Here is a 19,306-nt window from a genome sequence, read left to right as displayed (position 1 = left end):
GGCGCTTTCAGAGCCGGAGAGGCACATCCGGCCCGACACGCGAGCGTGAAGGGCCGGACGAACGGATCTCTGTCGGCTTAATTGCCGTAGATGTCGAAGGCGAAATACTTCTTGGAGATCTTGTCGTAGGTGCCATTCGCACGCACGGCCTTGATGGCGGCGTTGAACTTGTCCTTCAGCGCCGTATCTTCCTTGCGAAGGCCGATGCCGATCCCGGTGCCGAGAATTTCCGGGTCGTCCTTCACATTGCCCTTGGATTCGCAGCAGGCCTTGCCCTGCTCGCTGTCGAGGAACGCCTGCAGCGTGATGAGGTCAGCCTGGGTGGCATCGATGCGGCCGGCGGCCAGATCCTGGTTTGCCTCGTCCTGCGTCTGGTATTCCTTGATCTCGGAAACGACCGGCGCAAAATACTTCTTGGCGTAGTCCGCCGAGACGGTGGACACCTGAACGCCGAGGATCTTGCCCTTCAGGCCTTCCGGCGTGGCGGTGAACTTCTCGCTCTTCGGACCGATGACGGTCGCCGGCGTGTTGTAATACTTGTCCGAGAAGGCGATCGTCTTTTCGCGTTCTGCCGTGATCGACATGGAGCCGATGATGGCATCGATCTTCTTGGAGGTCAGCGCCGGAATGATGCCATCCCAGGCAACCGGGGTGACGACGCATTTTTCCTTGGCTTCGGCGCACAGCGCGTCGATGAAGTCGATTTCCCAGCCAACCCACTTGCCGCTCGCATCCGGCGAGGAAAAGGGCGGATAGGGTTCCGCGGCAACGCCGATCTTCAATTCCTGGGCGGCAGCCGAGCCGAAGGCTGCAGCGCTGACGGCAAGCGCAATGGCGGTGGCCTTGAGCAGATCTTTCATGATTTTCCCCTTTCGGTGATGCTTTGCGTTTTTGGTTCTTGTTAGTGGATGGAGCTGATGAACTTCTTCAGGCGCTCCGACTGCGGGTTCTCGAAGATTGCCTCCGGCGAACCCTGCTCCTCGATATGGCCTCCATGCAGGAACACCACATGGTTGGCCACCTGGCGGGCAAAGGCCATTTCATGGGTCACCAGGATCATCGTGCGCTTTTCGCGCGCCAGATCGCCGATGACGGAGAGAACTTCGCCGACCAGCTCGGGATCGAGCGCGGATGTCGGCTCGTCGAAGAGCATCACCAGCGGCTGGATGGCAAGCGCGCGGGCAATGGCTGCACGCTGCTGCTGGCCACCGGACATGAACGCTGGATAGGCGTCACGCTTCTCGTAAAGACCGACGCGGCGAAGCAGCGTCTCGGCGGTTGCAATCGCCTCATCGCGCGGCTGTCCGAGCACATGCACCGGCACTTCGATGACATTCTGCAGAACGGTCATATGCTGCCACAGGTTGAAGCTCTGAAACACCATGCCGAGTTTGGTGCGGATGCGCTGAACCTGACGACGATTGGCCGGCAGCAGGCCACCATGGCCATCCTTCTTCATCTGGATGGTTTCGCCGTGGATGGACACTTCACCGGAGGTCGGCAATTCCAGGAGATTGATGCAACGCAAAAATGTGGATTTGCCCGACCCGCTGCCGCCAATCAGGGCAATCACATCACCCTGATTTGCACTCAGAGACACACCCTTTAAAACCTCAAGCGGACCAAAACGCTTAAAAAGGTTTTTTACTTCAATGGCTTGCGCCGTTTCCGCCATGTTACCTTCACCGCCGGACGTTCATCGCCCGGTCTGCTCTGCCGACTATTCCCCCAGCATGTTGTTCTTCTTGCGCGGTGCTGGCGCCGCATGATCAGGACTTAGTTTTGCACTTGTCTAAAAATTACTCAAGCGTATAATAAGAGCAGTCCAAGGTTTTCATCCCGAACTCATCGAGGTTATTCATGAACGGATACGGCTGCCAGGCCATGTCAACGACGCTTGCGCGCGTGCTGATGCGCCGCCCGGGCGCCAGCCTTCGCGCCGCCAATGCCCGGGAATGGCATTATGGCCCCGGCTTCGAGGCGGAAAAGGCGATTGCACAGCATGCGCAGTTTGCCGGTCTCGTAGCAGCCTCCGGCGCCGAAATTCTCTGGGTGGAAGACGATGGCGACGGGCTTGCCGATTCCATGTTCACGCATGACCCTTCGCTGATGACCGACAAGGGCGCCGTGATCCTGCGCATGGGCAAGGTCTTGCGCGCCGGCGAACCGGCGCTGCATGCCAAGGCCTATCGCGAGGCCGGCATTCCGATCCTCGGCACCATCGAGGCGCCAGGCACGGTGGAAGGCGGCGATTGCGTCTGGGTGGATGACAAGACGCTCGCCGTCGGGCGCGGCGTGCGCAGCAACCAGTCGGGCATCGAACAATTGCAGGCCATTCTCGGCCCGATCGGCGTCACGGTTCTCGGCTATGACCTGCCGCTCTGGCAGGGCGAAGAGGCCTGCCTGCACCTGATGTCGGTGATCAGTCCGCTTTCCGAAACCATGGCGCTCGTCCATGCGCCGCTGATGCCGGCCGCTTTCTATCTGATGCTGAAAGAGCGCGGCTATACGCTGATCCATGCGCCGGAAGCCGATTTTGCCGCCAGCAACGGCCTCAATCTCAACGTGCTGCCGACGAGCCCCGGACAGGTGATCATGGTCGATGGTTTTCCGGCGACCAAGGCTGCCATGGAAGCCCATGGCTGCACCGTGACCACCTTCGAGGCGGATGCGCTCTGCATCGCCTGCGAGGGCGGCCCGACCTGCCTCACCCGCCCGATCCTTCGGCAGGCGGCGTGAACCGGCGGACCTTTCATCGGGCCCCAGAGGCCGAGCGGCGCGAGGATCTGATCAACGCGACGCTCGACTGCATTTCCGAGCTTGGCATCCAGGGTGCCACCGTGCGCCAGATCGCCACCCGCGCCGGCGTGACCGGCGGTCTCATCCGGCATTACTTCGCGAGCAAGGACCTGATGATGCAGGACGCCTATCGCGAGGTGATGCGGATGATGAGCGCGCCCGCATTTGCCGCGGCCGACAGCCCCGGCACGGCGCGTGAAAAGCTGATCCGCTTCATCGTCGGCAACCTGACCCCGCCGGTCACCGATCCGCGCATGCTGTCGCTCTGGGCCGCCTTCATCGGCCATATCCGCGTCGAGCCGGCCTTTGCCGCCATTCACCGCGAAAATTACGTCGCCTTCCTGTCAGTGCTGCAGGATCTGCTGCAGGCCTTTTTCGAGGAACAGGGAAAGCCGCTGGCTGCCGATACCTGCCGCCACCATGCCATTGCATTGAACGGCCTGATCGACGGGTTGTGGCTGGAGGGAACGCTGGTGTCCGACATGTTTGACGACCACGAACTGGCCGATACCGCCATACATTCGGTCGAGCGATTGCTGGGGCTTAACCCCGGCGATCTTGCGACGATCCGCACCTGAACTGGAGAATTTTCCGTGCGCTACGCTTCCATCACCGACCGCCTGGCCGATCTCGGTTCCGGCCGCTGGGCCCTTCATTTGCAGGCCCGCCGCATGAAGGCTGCCGGCGAGCCGATCATCGAACTGACCATCGGCGAGCCGGACCTGCCGCCGGACCCGGAGCTTCTGGCCGAGTGCGCCCGTGCCATGCATGCCGGCCGCACCCGCTATTCCAACGGACGCGGTGAACCGCCGGTCTTGAAGGCATTGGTGGAAAAATATGAAAAGCGCCGCCCCGGCGTCACGGAAAAGAATTTCCTCTGTTTTCCCGGGACGCAAACCGCGCTTTATGCCGTGATGACCGGGCTAGTGGAAGCCGGCGACGGCGTGCTGGTCGGCGATCCGCTTTACGCGACCTACGAGGGCGTGATTGCCTCCACCGGCGCACACTTTATTCCGGTCCCGCTTCGCCCGGAAAACCGCTTCCACATGCAGGCGGAAGATCTGGAGCGGGCGATCACGCCGGAAGCGCGTGTGCTGCTGTTGAACACGCCGCACAACCCGACCGGTGCCGTGCTGACCGAGGCGGAAATTGCCGCCATCGGAAAGATCTGCCGCAAGCACGATCTCTGGATCGTCTGCGACGAGGTCTATGAACAGCTGATCTTCGGCGAGGATTTTGCCTCGCCCTTCGACATGGCCGAGCTTGCCGAGCGTACCATCGTCGTGTCCTCCATTTCCAAATCGCATGCAGCACCCGGCTTTCGCAGCGGCTGGGCGGCAGGCCCGGAGGAATTTTGCGAAAGGTTGCTGCCGGTCTCGGAAACCATGCTGTTTGGTGTGCAGCCCTTCATTTCCGACATGACGGCGCTGGCACTTTCCAAACCGTTTGAGACCGCGGGCATCATGCGGACAAATTACGAGCGCCGGGCCAAGATCGTGCGCGATACACTTACCGGCAGCAATCTCTTGAAGCCGATGATGCCGGAAGGCGGCATGTTCGTGGTGGTGGATGTGACGGCAACGGGCTTGGCCGGCGCCGATTACGCGCTGGAACTGCTGCAGAGCGAAAAGGTCGCCGTCATGCCCGGCTCCTCCTTCGGCCATCAGGCGGCCGGCTTCATCCGCATTTCGCTGACGGTGCCTGACGAGGTGCTGGAAGAGGCCGTGAAGCGCATGGCAAACCTTGCCGGGCGGCTCGCTGCACTGCCGGCAGACCAGAAGGCGACCTCCACCCCACTGGGCGCCTGACGTCCTTTCTCATGAAAGTGCGGCTCTTGCGCCCCGACGCCAGAGCCGCATTTCTACACACCGAGATAACGATCCTGCAGATCCGGCGTCAGCCCGTCCGGCGGCCCGGCCCACACCGTCTTGCCGTTTTCCAGCACGACGCAGCGATCGGCCACCGGCAAAAGTTCCGACAGCGTCTTGTCGACCACCAGGATCGACAGTCCGTCGCCCTTCAGGGTGCGGATCGCCCGCCAGATGTCCTGACGGATGACGGGGGCGAGACCTTCGGTCGCTTCGTCGAGGATCAAGAGGCGCGGATTGGTCATCAGCGCGCGGCCGACCGCCAGCATCTGCTGCTCACCGCCCGACAGTGAGCGCGCCATCTGATCGCGCCGTTCGGCAAGGCGGGGAAAGAGGTCGTTGACCCGCTCCAGCGTCCAGCGGCCCGGCCGTGCAGCGGCAACCAGGTTCTCGTAGACCGTGAGGTTGGGAAAGCAGCGGCGGCCTTCCGGCACAAGCCCGATGCCGAGGCGTGCAACCTTGTGCGGCGGCAGGCGCCCGGTCGCTGCGCCATCAAACAGCACCTCGCCGGATTTCGGCGGCATCAGGTTGCAGATCGATTTGATGGTGGTCGATTTGCCCATGCCGTTACGCCCCATCAGGGCCACGACCTCGCCTTCGGCGATGTGAAGGTTCACGCCGAACAGGGCCTGGCTTGCGCCATAGAAGGTGGCGATATCCTTAACATCGAGCAGCATCAGGCGTGATCTCCAAGATAGGCCTGACGCACGGCCGGATCGTTGCGGATCTCGTTCACCGTGCCGGTCGCGATCACCCGACCGTAGACCAGCACCGAAATCCGGTCGGCCAGCGCAAAGACGGCATCCATGTCATGCTCCACCAGCAGGATCGGCGCCTCCTGGCGCAGGCTGTCGAGAAAGCCGGTCAGCACCTTGGAGCCTTCCGGCCCCATGCCGGCCATCGGCTCGTCGAGCAGGAAGGCCTTCACATCGAGCGCCAGCGCAATGGCGATTTCCAGCTGGCGTTTTTCGCCATGGGACAGTTCGGATGCCGTCACATTGGCACGCGCCGCCAGCCCCACCCGCTCCAGCCGGTCCATGGCGGCATCGGTGAGCGAGCGATCGCGCATCACCGGCTTGAAGAAGGCAAAGCTCGAGCCCTGCCCGGCCTGAACCGCCAGCATGACATTGCGCAGGGCGGAAAATTCACCGGCGAGCGACGAAATCTGAAACGTGCGGCCAAGCCCCAGCCGGGCGCGTTCGGCAACCGGCAGACGGCCAATCTCGCGGCCTGCCAGCGTGATCGTTCCGGAATCGGGCTTCACCGTGCCGCAGATCTGGTGGATCAGGGTCGACTTGCCCGCCCCGTTCGGGCCGATCAGCGCATGGATTTCGCCGGGGTGAAGATCGATGCTGACACCATCGGTCGCCTTCAGCGCGCCAAAGCTCTTGTGGAGGTTCTGGATGGAAAGGACCGGATCAGCCATGACGCACCTTTCCGGCAATGAGCCCAATCAGCCCGCCGCGCGCAAAGAGCACGGTTGCCAGCAGGATGAGGCCGAGGAAGAACTGCCAGCGTTCCGTCAAGCCGCCGAGCAGGTGTTCGAAGATGACATAGAGCGCTGCCCCCGCCACCGGTCCCATCAGTCGGCCGGTGCCGCCCAGAATGATCAGCACGATGAGTTCGCCCGACATGTGCCAGGAGAGCATGGAGGGACTGACGAAGCGGTTGAGATCGGCATAGAGCGCGCCGGCGACCGCCGTCAGCATGGCGGAGAGGACGAAGGCGGTGAGGCGGATCGGCATCGGCGAAATGCCAACGGCTGCCACGCGCACATCGTTCTGGCGCACGGCCTGAAGTGCTGCCCCGAACCGCGACGAACGGATGAGCGCCGACAGCACGATGCCGACCAGAAGCACGCCGTAACAGATCATGAAAAAGTTCATCGGCCGCATGGTGTTGACGCCGGGGAACTGGTTGCGGACGACGATCGACAACCCGTCCTCGCCGCCATAGGCCGGCCAGGACATGGCGAAGTAATAGACCATCTGCGCAAAGGCGAGCGTGATCATGATGAAGTAGACGCCCGACGTGCGAAGGCTGATCACGCCGATGGCAAGCCCCAGAAGCCCGGCTGTCCCCATGGCGACGAGCCAGACGACGAGCATCTGCTTCGAACCGGGCAGGCCGAACAGCATCGGATCGCCGGAAAAGGCATGCGAAGACAGGATGCCGGCCACATAGCCGCCGACGCCGAAGAAGGCCGCATGGCCAAAGGAAACGAGACCACCAAGGCCAAGCGCGATATTGAGCCCGGTTGCAGCAAGCGCGAGGATCGCGATGCGGGTGGCAAGCGTGATGGTGAAAGGCTGGCCGGCGGCCTGCGCGATGTAAGGCACAGCCAGAAGCGCCAAGGCCAGCACGAGATTGAGGATGTTTTCGCGGCTCATCAGAAAACTCCTCATGCCTGCGCCGGAAACAGGCCGCGCGGTTTGACCGCAAGGATGACCGCCATCAGGATATAGATGAGCATGGAGGCAAGCGCCCCGCCGATGAGGCCCGCCTGAGCCGGGGGAACCATCAGCGACAACACCTGCGGCAGAAGCAGCCGGCCCATCGTATCGACGACGCCCACCAGAAGCGCGCCGATGAGAGCCCCCTTGATCGAGCCGATGCCGCCGATGACGATGACGACGAAGGCAAGGATCAGCACCGGTTCACCCATGCCAACCTGCACCGATTGCAGCGCACCGACCATGCCGCCGGCAAAACCCGCAAGAGCCGCGCCGAGAGCAAAGACCAGCGTATAGAGCGTGCGGATATCGACGCCGAGGGCGGCAATCATCTCACGGTCGCTTTCGCCGGCGCGGATGCGCATGCCGAGCCGTGTGCGGGAAATCAGCCCATAAAGGCCAAGGGCAACAAGAGCGCCGGCGAGAATGATGGCCAGCCGGTAGAGCGGATATTGTCCACCACCCGGCAGGGCGACGGCGCCCTCAAGCAGCGGCGGGATATCGAGATAGAGCGGGAACGAGCCGAACAGCCAGCGCATTCCCTCCGAAAAGATCAAGATGAGGGCAAACGTCGCCAGCACCTGATCAAGGTGATCGCGGGCATAGAGCCTGCGGATCACCGTGATTTCGATGAGGGCGCCGGCCGCCGCAGATGCTGCAAGGCTTGCGACAAGGCCAAGCCAGAACGATCCGGTGAAGGCGGCCACGGTTGCGCAGGCAAAGGCACCCACCATGTAGAGCGAGCCATGGGCCAGATTGATCAGGCCCATGACGCCGAAGATCAGCGTCAGCCCGGCGGCCATGAGAAAGAGCATGACGCCGAGCTGAACACCGTTCAGCAGCTGCTCGATTGCAAGCGCAAAGGTCACGAACAGCCCTTACTTCTTGCAGGCCTGGGCGTAGGCATCGCCATGATCGGTGAAGATCTTCTCGATGATCTTGTTGGTCAGCACGCCGCCGTCCTTCACCACTTCCGTCACGTAGATATCCTGGATCGGGTGACGGTTGGTGTTGAACTTGAACTTGCCGCGCGGCGACTGGATGTCGGCCTTCTTCAATTCGGCGGTGAAGGCGGCCGTATCCTTGACGCTTGCCTTGGACGCGGCAGACAGGATCAGCTGGGCCGCATCATAGGCCTGCACGGCATAGATCGACGGCAGGCGGCCATATTCCTTCTCAAAGGCCGGGACGAACTTCTTGTTGGCCTCGTTGTCGAGATCCTTTGCCCACTGGCCCGACGCCTTGGCGCCAAGGGCTGCATCGCCGATGGCCGGCAGCACGTCCTGGCTGAAGGAGAAGCCCGGGCCCATGACCGGGATTTTCACGCCGGACTGCGCATATTGCTTCATGAAGGCAATGCCCATGCCGCCCGGCAGGAAGGCGAAGACGCCATCGGCGCCGGAGGCACGGATCTGGGCGATTTCTGCGGCATAGTCGGTCTGGCCGACCTGGGTATAGACTTCGTTCGCCACAGTGCCCTTGAAGTAGCGCTTGAAGCCGGTCAGCGAATCCTTGCCGGCCGGATAGTTGGGCGCCATGATGAACATCTTCTTGTAGCCCTTGTTGGCATATTCGCCCATGGCTTCATGAAGGTTGTCGTTCTGGTAGGCCGCGTTGAAATAGAGCGGATCGCATTTTTCGCCGGCAAGCGCTGCCGGTGCGGCATTGGTGGACACGTAGATCTTGCCCTGCGCCACGGCGCCCGGCACGACCGCCATCAGAAGGTTCGACCAGACGATGCCGGTCAGGATATCGACGTCTTCGCTCTGGATCATCTTGTCGGCGATCTGCACGGCCAGTTCCGGCTTCTGCGCATCGTCTTCGGTGATCACCGTCACGTCCTTATTGCCAGACTGCTTGATGGCGAGCATGAAGCCGTCGCGCGTATCAAGGCCGAGGCCGGCACCGCCGCCCGACAGCGTGGTGATGAGGCCGATCTTGACCGGCTCTGCCATGGCAAGGCTCGATGCCCCAAGCGACAGCGCAAGGGTGGCGGCTTTCAGGAAAGTCTTCATGTCATGCACTCCCGTTTTTATCTGATGTCCCACGTTTATTCTTGGTCAGGCCCGCTTCTGCGTGCGGGCTTCTGGCATCTGCGCAAAACCCTGGCGGTCTTTTCGCCAAACTTTCACAACCCGGGCAAAACATCCACTGGCTGCAAGGGCAAATTATGCGGTCTTACGCGGCAGAGGCGGATTTCAACCGGAAGCGCTGGATCTTGCCGGATTCGGTTTTCGGCAGCGCCTGCGTAAACACAATCGAGCGCGGATATTTGTAAGGTGCGATGATCGCCTTCACATGGTCCTGCAACAGTTTGGCAAGCGCATCGCAGGCCTGACCATGATCAGTCAGCACCACATGCGCCTCGACGATATGGCCGCGCGCCTCATCCGGCACGCCGATCACGGCGCATTCCAGCACCGCCTCGTGCTTCAGAAGTGCGGCCTCCACCTCGGGTCCGGCGATGTTGTAGCCGGCCGACACGATCATGTCGTCGGAGCGGGCGGCGAAATGGAAATAGCCGTCCTCGTCCTCGAAAAAGCTGTCGCCGGTGAGGTTCCAGCCGTCACGCACATAGTCCTTCTGGCGCTCGTCGGCCATGTAGCGGCAGCCGATCGGCCCCTTGACCGCAAGCCGGCCGATCGTGCCGCGCGGCACCTCGTTCATCGCCTCGTCGACCACCTTGGCCTGGTAGCCGGAGAGCGGCCTGCCGGTACAGGACGGCCTTGCTTCGCCAAGGCGATTGGAGATGAAGATATGCAGCATTTCGGTGGCGCCGATGCCGTCGAGGATCGGAATGCCTGTCTTTTGCGTCCACTCCTCGAACACCGGTCCCGGCAGCGTCTCGCCGGCGGAAACCGCAATGCGCAGGGACGACAGGTTTGCCTTGCCCTCGCCGGAGGCCGCAAGCATCGCCCGATAGGCGGTCGGGGCAGTAAAGCAGATGGTGGCGCGGTAGGTCTCTATGATCTCCATCATCTTCGGGGGCGTCGCATGTTCCAGCAGCGTCGCCGCCGCCCCGAAGCGCAGCGGGAAGATGGCAAGACCGCCAAGGCCGAAGGTGAAGGCCAGCGGCGGCGACCCGACGAAGACATCATCCGGCGTGACGCTCAGCACTTCACGGGCATAGGCATCGGCAATGATCAGCAGGTCGCGGTGAAAATGCATCGTCGCCTTGGCAATGCCCGTGGACCCGGACGTAAAGCCCAGAAGCGCCACATCGTCGCGCCCGGTCTTCACCGCCTCATAGCGCACCGGCTTGTTCAGTGCTGCGCGGTCGAGTTCGGCATCGTGATTGGCCGTGCCGTCGAAACCGATCACCTGGGTGAGATAGCGGCTTTCCTTGGCCACCGCCACCAGCTCGTCCATCAGGCGCGTGTCGCAGAGCGCCATCGAGATTTCGGCCTTGTCGATGGTCTTGGCAAGCTCGCCGGCGCGCAGCATGGGCATGGTGTTGACGACGACGGCGCCGGCCTTGGTGGCCGCCAGCCAGCAGGCCACCATGGCCGGATTGTTGGCCGAGCGGATCAGCACGCGGTTGCCCGGCTTCAACCCGTAGTCCTCAGTCAGCGCCCGCGCGATGCGGTTCGTCCAGTCGGACAGTTCCTTGTAGGTGCGCCGGCGGCCATTGCCGATGAGGGCGGTGTGATCGCCGAAACCTTTTTCCACCATGCGGTCCGTCAGTTCGACCGCAGCGTTCAGATAGTCAGGGTAGTCGAAGCCCTCAAGCAGCAGTTCCGGCCATTGATCCAATGGCGGAAGATTATCCCGGGCAAACGTATCCACATGGCCGGTGGGTCCCAGCATGGCTCTTGTTCCCTTTCGTTCCTCAAACGCTCAAAACCGGTTTCCTCGCCGGTCCAGGCGCCTTTGCGAGGCTGTTTCCGCCTCTTGTTGAGCCAAGAATTGCACCGGAGGTCGCCCGTGGCAAGACAGAAATTTTAAGTTTGTAATAATTTTGGAAACGCACACCGGCCGACGGTCTTCCTGGCCCTTGGTGGCGTCAGGCTCGGGCAATCGAAATGGCAAACAATGGGAAGAGGTCGCTGAAGGCACAGTTTCAGGAAATCTTTCCCGTGCTCCCGCCGTCCGGTAGCAAGGGGGCCGATTTGCAGTATAGCTCTGTTGAAAGACCTCGCCCGACGACACAAAGCTGATCGCGCGGCAGATCGCGCAAGATCACATGCGGAACGAACCATGGCAGCACTGACGGATCAAAACGGCAAGGACCCCTCCGATTTCGAGATCGGCAATGCCAGTTTTCGCTTCGATGCCCAGTTGCGCATGATGATCAGCGCCTTCTGGACGTCGGCGGTGCGCGTGAAAGTGCTGCTGCTCATCGTCGGGCTGCTGGCCGTGATCCTCACCACCGTCTATGGCCAGTATCGCCTCAACCACTGGAACACGCCTTTCTACAATGCACTGGAGCAAAGGGATCTGCCTGCCTTCTTCCAGCAGCTGAAAGTCTTCTTCGTCATTGCCGGATCGCTTCTGGTGCTCAACGTCATACAGGCCCTGCTGAACCAGATGACTGCGCTTTACATGCGGGAGGGCCTGTCGCGTGACCTTGTCGACCAGTGGATGAAGCCGCGCCGGGCGCTGAAGCTCGCCAGCTACGGCAAGATCGGCATCAACCCGGACCAGCGGCTGCACGAGGACGCGCGAAACCTTGCGGAACTGACGACCTCGCTTGCGATCGGCCTTGTCAATTCCACGATTCTTCTGGTGAGTTTCATCGGCGTGCTCTGGGCAATTTCGGCCGATTTCAGCTTTACCATCGACGGAAGGCAGATCGCCATTCCCGGCTACATGGTCTGGGCGGCCCTTCTTTATGCGGCCACCGCCTCCCTCATCAGCAATGTCGTCGGCCGCCATCTGCCCCGCCTCAACACCGAGCGCTATTCCAAGGAAGCGGACATGCGCTTCACGCTGATGCATACCAATGAAAACCTCATGGCCATCACGCTGACCAATGGCGAAGACAGCGAGCGCCAGCGCATCCAGCTGTCGATCAGCGCCGTTCTGGCGGTCATCCGCAAGCTCGCCTTTGCCTATACCAATCTCACATGGATTTCCTCAGGCTTCGGCTGGTTGACCACCATCGCGCCGATCCTCATTGCAGCGCCTGTCTATTTCAGCGGCAGCATTTCCTTCGGCGGGCTGATGATGGCAGTCGGCGCCTTTAACCAGGTGAACACGGCCCTGCGCTGGTATATCGACAATTTCCGCCCGATCGCCGACTGGAAGGCCGCTCTGTACCGGGTCTCCGTGTTTCGCCGCGCCCTGATCGAGTTGGATAAGGCCGAAAGCGACAGTTCGCCGCTCATCCGCCCCTCGCCCACCGGACAAATTATCCTCAAAGACCTGATCCTGCGGGCAGGACCTGCCATGACGGCGACGGAACGCGGTCTGCAGCTTGCCGGTGAAACCGTCATCGAACCCGGCGCGCGGGTCATGATCAATGGCGACCCGAAGGCCAACCGCCACCTGCTTTTCCTGGCCATGGCGGGCCTGTGGCAATGGGGGCAAGGCGAGATCCTGATGCCGCCGCTCGAGGACATCCTGTTCCTGTCGCAGAAAGGTTATTTTCCCGATGCAACGCTGCGCGAGGCCATGACCTATCCGAAAAAAGCCACCGATTATTCCGACGCCGCGATGGTGGCGGCCCTTTCGGAGGTCGGCCTGGAGCGGCTTGCCGGACAGCTCGATACGCGCGATCGCTGGGAGCGCGTGCTGGATGAGGAAGACCAGGCACGGCTGCGGCTGGCCAATGCCCGCCTGATGGCGCCCAAATGGATCATACTTGATGATGCGCTCGAACTTCTGGATACCCCCGCGCAACAGGAGCTGACACAGATTCTGGACACGTTTCAGCACACGGGAATTGTCTATATTGGCCGCTCAGAGGTCTTTTTGACGATAAATCCGACACCTATACATCTTTCGGCATTGCAATCGGCCAAAAATGCGTAATATAGTTGAATTCGAAACAAGTATGACCGATTGCACATCTTCTATAAATCATTAAATATTAGTTAAAATGCACCGGACCACCCATGGTCAAGCCCCGGAGCCATGATGCAACCGACCCGAGACATGGACATGCAACCGCTCATGCAGTCTGAAGCTGGCACGCTCGGTGACAGCCATGGCAGCATGGCGCAGGGCATAGGCCTGTCTGTCGCGTCCTCCAACAGCGGTTTGGAAGAGATCATACCACCCGGTGGCGGGAATGAGCCGATGGCAAAGCGGGTGAGCGGCCAGCAGGAAACGCCGTCTGTCGGCGATGCGGCGCTCATGAATGCGGCAGCCTTTGCCAATGCCACGCACCTTCCGCTCCTGTCGATGGCGACCGCCGGCGTCATCGAGTTCGTCAATGACGCCGCCTTGCAGCTGTTTGGTTACCGCCGTGACGAACTGGTCGGGCAGTCCGTGCTCCTGATCGTTCCGGAGCGCCTGCGGGAGGAATGCCATTACAACCTCACGCGCATGATGGATGTCAGCACCGGGATCCTGAGCGGCAAAATCTTCGAAATACTCGCCTGCGACCGCAACGGCCGAGAATTTCCCCTCGAAGTCACATTGACCGCCTGGGATGCCGACGGGGATCGACATCTCGGCATGGCCGTCGCCGACATTTCCGAGCGGCATCGGCGGCAGGCGCGTCTGACGCGTCTCAAAGACCAGGCCAATCTCACCGGCCTCCACAACAGCCACGGTTTTCAAGAACTCTTGGACGAACGGTGCGAGAGCGGGCATGTCGGTGCGCTCCTCATGCTCGACATCGACGGCCTGCGCGACATTCACGACCATCTGGGGACGCAGGTCCATGAGACGCTGATCCGGAGCATCATCGTGCGTATAAGCCTGCCGCTGGGGCTCCATACGGCACTGGCACAGCTCGCCGCCAATCGCTTTGCCATCCTGCTGCCGCAGCAGGCGCGCGGTGACACCACCCCTCACCTCGCCGGGCAGCTACTCGAGGCGCTGGCAGTTCCCTTCATGATCAACGGCCACCGTCTGCGGGTTATCGGCAGCATCGGCTATGCCCTCGCCTCCGATGAGGTCGATGCGGAAGAACTGGTGGCGCAGGCTGATTTCGCCCTTCTGCACGCCAAGCGATCCGACACACAGAAGGCGCTGGCTTTCGATGCCTCCCTTCAGGCGGTGGCGCAGAACCGGCGTGCCGTCCAACGCGATCTGCTGCGGGCGCTGACGAAGCGCGAATTTGTTCTGCAATACCAACCGCAGGTCAACCTTCGCAATGGCAGCCTTTGCGGCATGGAAGCGCTGATCCGCTGGCAGCATCCCGAGCGCGGCCTGTTGCCACCCGGCGAATTCCTGCCGATGCTGGAGCAAAGCGCCCTGAGCGTCGATGTCGGCTGGTGGGTGCTGGACGAAGCGCTGCGGCAGCTCTCCGAATGGGCGGCCGCCGGCCTGCCGCTGGTGAAGATGAGCGTCAATCTCTTCCCCTCGCAAATCCGTTGCGCCGATCTGGCGGCCGAAGTGGCAGACCTGCTCAATCGCTACCACATCGATCCGGCCTGGCTCGAACTGGAGATTACCGAGACGGCGACGCTCCAGGACGGGGACCAGTCGTTCAAGGTGATCAGCGAGTTGCGGGATCTGGGCGTGGGCATCGCCTTTGACGATTTCGGCACCGGCTATGCGTCCTTGGGCACCCTGCAACGCTATCCGATCACCACGCTCAAGATCGACCGCGGCTTCGTGCGCGATCTCATCACCAAGCAGCGGGATGCTGCCATTACGCGCGCCCTGATCATGCTGAGCAAGGATATCGGGGTTACCACGATCGCCGAAGGCATCGAGACGGCCGAACAGGAAATCACACTCAAGATCATGGGGTGCGATTGCGGCCAGGGCTATCTCTACGGCCGCTCCATGCCACCGTCTGAGATTGCCGCCCAGCTGTCACGCCTTTTGCCGCAACCGGCCCAGCCCGTGGCACGTGCAAGCTGACGGGCCGCTCCGGCACTCCCACGCCGAGGCAGAGACTGTGGCAGACTGCGTGACGGACGCCATGGGGCGCACCGACGCTCGCACTGAGGCTCCCAAAATTTCCAAAAGAGGCTGATTTCAGTCCAGCAAGAGGCGCAGCTGCAAGGCCAGTTCGCGGGCCGTATAGGGCTTTTTAAGCCAGCTGCCATCGGCCGCCAGCTGCTTGCCGGCAATTTCCGGTTCAGCATAGCCGGAGGTGAACAGGATGCGGATCTGCGGATGTCGTTCGCGCACGACCTTGGCGAGCTGGTCACCCGACATGCCGGGCATGGCAATATCGGTAAACATCAGCGCCACGTCGGGATGCGCATCGAGAACGGCAAGCGCCTCGATGCCGTTTGCGGCCTGGTGGACCGTGTAGCCGCTGTTTTCCAGTCGTGCGACCGCGACCCGGCGCACGCGCGGATCGTCTTCCACCACCAGAATGGTTTCCGTGCCGCCCGGAATATCCGGCATAAGGGGCAGCCGGTCTTCGTCCGCCTTCAGCGCCGATGCATCAAGGACGCCAGGCAGGAAAAGCCGGACGCTGGTGCCCTGACCCTGCTCGCTGTAGATCTGGATATGCCCGCCGGACTGGCGCACGAAGCCATAGACCATGCTGAGGCCAAGCCCGGTGCCGGCACCGGTCGATTTGGTGGTGAAGAAGGGCTCGAACGCGCGCTGTTTCACCTCCTCCGTCATGCCGGTTCCGGTATCGGTGACAGCAACGAGGATGTAATCGCCAGCGCGGACCTGCGGATACATCTGCGCATAATCCATGTCGAGATGCACCCGGCTGACGTCTATGGTCAGCTGGCCGCCGCCGGCCATGGCATCGCGGGCATTGAGCGTCAGGTTGAGCAGCGCATTCTGCAATTGCGGACCATCCACCAGCGCTTCGTTGCTGCCGCCGCGGATCGTCGTGCGCAACTCGATGCGGTCACCAATGGTGCGGCGGATAAGTTCGGAAAAGCTCGACACCATCTGGCCGAGATCGGTCATGCGCGGGTTGAGCGGCTGACGGCGCCCAAAGGCCAGCAGTTGCCCTGTAAGCTTGGCACCGTCATCGGCGGCCCCCTGCGCTTCCTTCAGAAGCGTCAGGGTCTTTGGGTCCTGTAGTTTCATCTCAAGCATTTCGAGATTGCCGCTGATGATCGTCAGAAGATTGTTGAAGTCGTGCGCCAGACCGCCGGTCAGCTGGCCGATGGCCTCCATCTTCTGCGCTTGGCGCAGCTCCTCCTCGATGCGGTGACGGCTGGTGAGGTCGCGGATGAAGCCGGTGAAGATGCGCTTGCCATTGGAGACCGCTTCGCCGACGGCAAGTTCCATCGGGAAGGTCGAGCCGTCTTTGCGCAAGCCCTTCACCACGCGGCCGATGCCGATGATGCGGCGCTGGCCGGTGGTCATGTAATGGCGAATGTACCCGTCATGGCCGTCCCGGTCCGGCGATGGCATCAGGATCGACACATTGCGCCCCTCCACCTCCTCCGCGTCATAACCGAAGAGATCTTCTGCCGTGGAGGAAAACGACGTGATGATGCCGGTCTCATCGATCACCACCATGGCTTCCGGCACAGTCTGCAGAATGGACCGGAAATGCGCCTCGCGCACCGCGAGATTTTCCTGGATGGTGGCGGCAGCGCGAAAATCCTCGTTGATCTGGACGATCAGCGGACCATCGCTACCTTCGGCCATCACCCAGCGGCTGAGCACGGAAATCGTGTGACCGTCCTTGTGGCGGTATTCCAGATTGCCCTTGAACGCCCCCTCCGCGCGGATGGTGGCAATCGTATCCTCAAGGGACAGGGTCGGTGATGGCTGCAACAGCGCCAGCACATCAAGCCCGTCCACCTCATCCGCCGTCCAGCCGAACAGGCTTGCGCTGCCGGCGCTCCAGTGAGAGATCAGCCCCGTTGCATCATGCGCGATGACATTGATCGGCCCGAGAAGGGACAGCAGGCTCGACACATCGACCGCTTGCCCGGCATTGACCTTCTCACCCATGGGGTTCCCTTACAGACGTCCAAATTTTGGCGTGAGACCGCAATCAGTGCGGCCAGACAGCCTGTCTGGTCTTTGCGCCACGCTCGCCGATGTCCTCATAACTATCGCCATCGCCGCACAGCGCAAGCAGTTTTCCGGGCTTGCCGATATCAAAGGCGTGGCGACCATTGGGGACGATCACGCCGCGGGCAATCAGCTTGGTGATGGTGCGCGAAACGGTCTCAATGGTGAGGCCGAGATAGTCTGCCATGTCCTGCCGGCTCATCGGCAACTGCACCGTGCGGCCGACCTGCCTGTCGCCCTGCATGCGCCGCGCCGTCAGCATCAGGAAGCTGCACACCCGCTCCTCGGCGCTCTTGCGGGACAGAAGCACCATCTGGTCCTGGGCGGCGGCCATTTCGTCGCACATCAGGGCAAAAAGCCGCGGGCGAAGCTCCGGAGAATGCTCGATGGCATCCTGGAAAGCCTTCTTCGTGAGGCGGCGCACCTTGACCGGCGTCACGGCTTCGGCGCTGTAGAGATAGACATCGCGCAGCGTCAGCCCCACCATGTCGCCCGCATACAGAAAGCCGGTAATGACCCGGCGCCCATCGCCTATGATCTTGAAAATCCTCAACACTCCCTCCGAGACCTCGAAGATGTGCTGTGCCCGGTCCCCCTCCCAGAACAGGCCCGCGCCGATATCCAGCGTCTCGCGCGGCACCGCTGCGAAGAGTTCGTCAAGCGTCTCCAGCTGCGGTTTCATCATCGCCACGGCGGCGAAATTGGACTGTGCGGTTGAGCCTGTCGAAAGCATTGTGCGTCCCTCTGTCTTGATGGCCAAACTATGGCGGGGAGCGGTGACAAGAGGATGCCGGGCATGTTACGGTGGGTTGAAATGTGTAACAGTCTGTAACAGCGCATGAGCAGTCGGGTGAGGACATGACGAAACTCGAGCGGCGGGCCGAGCGAATCCTCATCGTTGATGACGATCCGCGCATCCGCCAGATGGTGACCCGCTATTTCGAGGACGAAGGCTTCATCGTCACCGGCGCGTCCGACGGTTCCTCCATGCGCAAGGCGCTTGCCGATTACACCATCGATCTCATCCTGCTCGATCTTGTGCTGCCCAACAGCGAAGATGGGCTGGCGCTCGCCCGCGAGGTGCGGGCAAGCTCCGACGTGCCGATCGTCATGCTGACCGGTCGCGACGACGTGGTGGATCGCATCATCGGTCTCGAAGTCGGTGCCGACGACTACATCCCGAAGCCCTTTCACCTGCGCGAAGTGCTGGCGCGGGTGCGCAGCATTCTGCGCCGCCGCCGCCCGGTGGAGCCCCCGCAGGTCGAGATCGGACAGGTCTTTGCCTTCGACGGCTGGCGCCTGGAAGTCAGCCGTCGAAGGCTGCTCAACCCGAACGATGAGGAAGTGGAGCTCACCACCGGCGAATTCGACATGCTGACGGTGATGATCCGCAATGCCGGCCGGGTGCTGACCCGCGACATGCTAATGGACCAGACGCGCGGGCGCCAGATGGAAGCCTTCGACCGCGCCATCGACGCCCAGATTGCCCGCCTGCGCAAGAAGATCGAGAGCAATCCGACCCATCCCGTGCTGATCCGTTCGGTGCGCGGCGTCGGCTACATTTTTACAGCAGAAACCAGCGCTTCCTGATATCGGCCAAAGGGCCTACTCCTCTATCGGCATCAAAGTGCAGCCGGCCTCGCTGGCCAGCGCCTGCAGGCTTTCGCGCAGGGCCTGGCGAACCCCCTCCTCGTCTGCGACCGTCAGCACCACATGCAGAGGCACATCGAGCACGCAGGCCTCCGGATCTGCACGTCGGCGCACGAGGCAGAGGCCCTTCAGATAGCCATTGGCATTTTCACAGACCAGAAGGCGCTGCGAGGCGGCCTCCCCCCGCTCGGCAGAAAGGACGTCGGAACAGGTGCGCCGCCAGTCGGAAAGCTCTGTGCGGGCATCTGCGGCATGAACCAGTGCAAAGGCGCGGTCCACTTGCGCTCTGGTGATATCGGCCACCCGGTATGCGGAAACCATGAACCTCCCCCCGGAGGGTTGCCCCTCTCTTCCTTAGCCGTGAGCTATGCTCCGACCGGCTGTCAATGCGTCACCGGAGAGCCTAGCGCAAAAAGAGCAAGGCGCTTTGAGCAGGATCAACCGCCGGCAGCCGGACGGGCGAGGGACAAG

General features: G+C 61.9%; 17 protein-coding genes. 6 read left to right on the top strand and 11 right to left on the bottom strand.

Going from position 1 to position 19,306, the window contains the following annotated elements; genetic code table 11:
* Nucleotides 1–77: 77 nt before the first annotated feature.
* Together J2858_RS13870 and J2858_RS13865 are read right to left on the bottom strand one after the other, a co-directional pair.
* Nucleotides 78–860, bottom strand: coding sequence for a transporter substrate-binding domain-containing protein (locus tag J2858_RS13870; RefSeq protein WP_210105399.1), 783 nt, complete (start codon nt 858–860; stop codon nt 78–80).
* A gap of 41 nt (nt 861–901) precedes the next feature.
* The gene (locus J2858_RS13865) at nt 902–1,675 is read right to left on the bottom strand and encodes an ABC transporter ATP-binding protein (RefSeq protein WP_210105398.1); all 774 of its coding nucleotides are present in this window, start codon (nt 1,673–1,675) and stop codon (nt 902–904) included.
* A gap of 209 nt (nt 1,676–1,884) precedes the next feature.
* Here J2858_RS13865 and J2858_RS13860 point away from each other — a divergent pair, with 209 nt between their 5' ends.
* From J2858_RS13860 to J2858_RS13850, 3 genes are read left to right on the top strand one after another with little or no spacing between them, the layout of a single operon-like run.
* Nucleotides 1,885–2,739 (top strand): dimethylarginine dimethylaminohydrolase family protein, encoded by an 855-nt coding sequence (locus J2858_RS13860; RefSeq protein ID WP_245366071.1) that lies wholly within the window; start codon nt 1,885–1,887, stop codon nt 2,737–2,739.
* Entirely contained in the window at nt 2,736–3,377 is a 642-nt protein-coding gene (locus J2858_RS13855) for a TetR family transcriptional regulator C-terminal domain-containing protein (RefSeq protein WP_210105396.1), read from the top strand. Before J2858_RS13860 ends, J2858_RS13855 begins: the two co-directional genes overlap by 4 nt.
* 15 nt (nt 3,378–3,392) lie before the next feature.
* Nucleotides 3,393–4,607: a pyridoxal phosphate-dependent aminotransferase gene (locus J2858_RS13850; protein WP_210105395.1), complete on the top strand. Its 1,215-nt coding sequence runs from the start codon at nt 3,393–3,395 to the stop codon at nt 4,605–4,607.
* A 53-nt stretch (nt 4,608–4,660) separates the two neighbouring features.
* On the opposite strand, the gene J2858_RS13845 is transcribed toward J2858_RS13850, so the two are convergent.
* From J2858_RS13845 to J2858_RS13820, 6 genes are all read right to left on the bottom strand, one after another.
* Nucleotides 4,661–5,344 carry an ABC transporter ATP-binding protein gene (locus tag J2858_RS13845; RefSeq protein WP_432443354.1) on the bottom strand — a complete coding sequence of 228 codons (684 nt, stop codon included), beginning with the start codon at nt 5,342–5,344 and terminating at the stop codon, nt 4,661–4,663.
* Nucleotides 5,344–6,093, bottom strand: coding sequence for an ABC transporter ATP-binding protein (locus J2858_RS13840; protein WP_210105394.1), 750 nt, complete (start codon nt 6,091–6,093; stop codon nt 5,344–5,346). Before J2858_RS13840 ends, J2858_RS13845 begins: the two co-directional genes overlap by 1 nt.
* Nucleotides 6,086–7,057 carry a branched-chain amino acid ABC transporter permease gene (locus tag J2858_RS13835; RefSeq protein ID WP_210105393.1) on the bottom strand — a complete coding sequence of 324 codons (972 nt, stop codon included), beginning with the start codon at nt 7,055–7,057 and terminating at the stop codon, nt 6,086–6,088. The genes J2858_RS13840 and J2858_RS13835 overlap by 8 nt, the downstream gene beginning before the upstream one ends.
* 11 nt (nt 7,058–7,068) lie before the next feature.
* Nucleotides 7,069–7,989 (bottom strand): branched-chain amino acid ABC transporter permease, encoded by a 921-nt coding sequence (locus J2858_RS13830; RefSeq protein WP_210105392.1) that lies wholly within the window; start codon nt 7,987–7,989, stop codon nt 7,069–7,071.
* A 9-nt stretch (nt 7,990–7,998) separates the two neighbouring features.
* Entirely contained in the window at nt 7,999–9,135 is a 1,137-nt protein-coding gene (locus J2858_RS13825) for an ABC transporter substrate-binding protein (RefSeq protein WP_210105391.1), read from the bottom strand.
* A 163-nt stretch (nt 9,136–9,298) separates the two neighbouring features.
* Nucleotides 9,299–10,927: an AMP-binding protein gene (locus tag J2858_RS13820; RefSeq protein WP_210105390.1), complete on the bottom strand. Its 1,629-nt coding sequence runs from the start codon at nt 10,925–10,927 to the stop codon at nt 9,299–9,301.
* A gap of 390 nt (nt 10,928–11,317) precedes the next feature.
* Here J2858_RS13820 and J2858_RS13815 point away from each other — a divergent pair, with 390 nt between their 5' ends.
* The gene (locus tag J2858_RS13815) at nt 11,318–13,093 is read left to right on the top strand and encodes an ABC transporter ATP-binding protein/permease (protein ID WP_210105389.1); all 1,776 of its coding nucleotides are present in this window, start codon (nt 11,318–11,320) and stop codon (nt 13,091–13,093) included.
* A gap of 141 nt (nt 13,094–13,234) precedes the next feature.
* Nucleotides 13,235–15,100, top strand: coding sequence for a putative bifunctional diguanylate cyclase/phosphodiesterase (locus tag J2858_RS13810; protein WP_210105388.1), 1,866 nt, complete (start codon nt 13,235–13,237; stop codon nt 15,098–15,100).
* Nucleotides 15,101–15,217: 117 nt separating this feature from the next.
* Here J2858_RS13810 and J2858_RS13805 read toward each other — a convergent pair whose 3' ends face one another.
* Nucleotides 15,218–17,122, bottom strand: a complete 1,905-nt coding sequence (locus J2858_RS13805) for a hybrid sensor histidine kinase/response regulator (protein ID WP_210105387.1) — start codon at nt 17,120–17,122, stop codon at nt 15,218–15,220.
* A gap of 43 nt (nt 17,123–17,165) precedes the next feature.
* On the bottom strand, nt 17,166–17,918 hold the full coding sequence (locus J2858_RS13800; RefSeq protein WP_210105386.1) for a Crp/Fnr family transcriptional regulator: 753 nt from the start codon (nt 17,916–17,918) through the stop codon (nt 17,166–17,168).
* A gap of 125 nt (nt 17,919–18,043) precedes the next feature.
* On the opposite strand from J2858_RS13800, the gene J2858_RS13795 reads away from it, so the two are divergent.
* Complete coding sequence (locus J2858_RS13795) at nt 18,044–18,775, top strand: response regulator (RefSeq protein WP_210105385.1); 732 nt, start codon at nt 18,044–18,046, stop codon at nt 18,773–18,775.
* 15 nt (nt 18,776–18,790) lie between these two features.
* Here the strand turns inward: J2858_RS13795 and J2858_RS13790 are convergent, their stop codons facing one another.
* Nucleotides 18,791–19,156, bottom strand: coding sequence for a hypothetical protein (locus J2858_RS13790; protein WP_210105384.1), 366 nt, complete (start codon nt 19,154–19,156; stop codon nt 18,791–18,793).
* Nucleotides 19,157–19,306 lie beyond the last annotated feature (150 nt).

It is taken from the genome of Neorhizobium galegae (assembly GCF_017877135.1).
Taxonomy (GTDB): domain Bacteria; phylum Pseudomonadota; class Alphaproteobacteria; order Rhizobiales; family Rhizobiaceae; genus Neorhizobium; species Neorhizobium galegae_A.
Note: the sequence above shows the minus strand (reverse complement) of the source record. Positions and strands in the feature narration are given on the sequence as shown.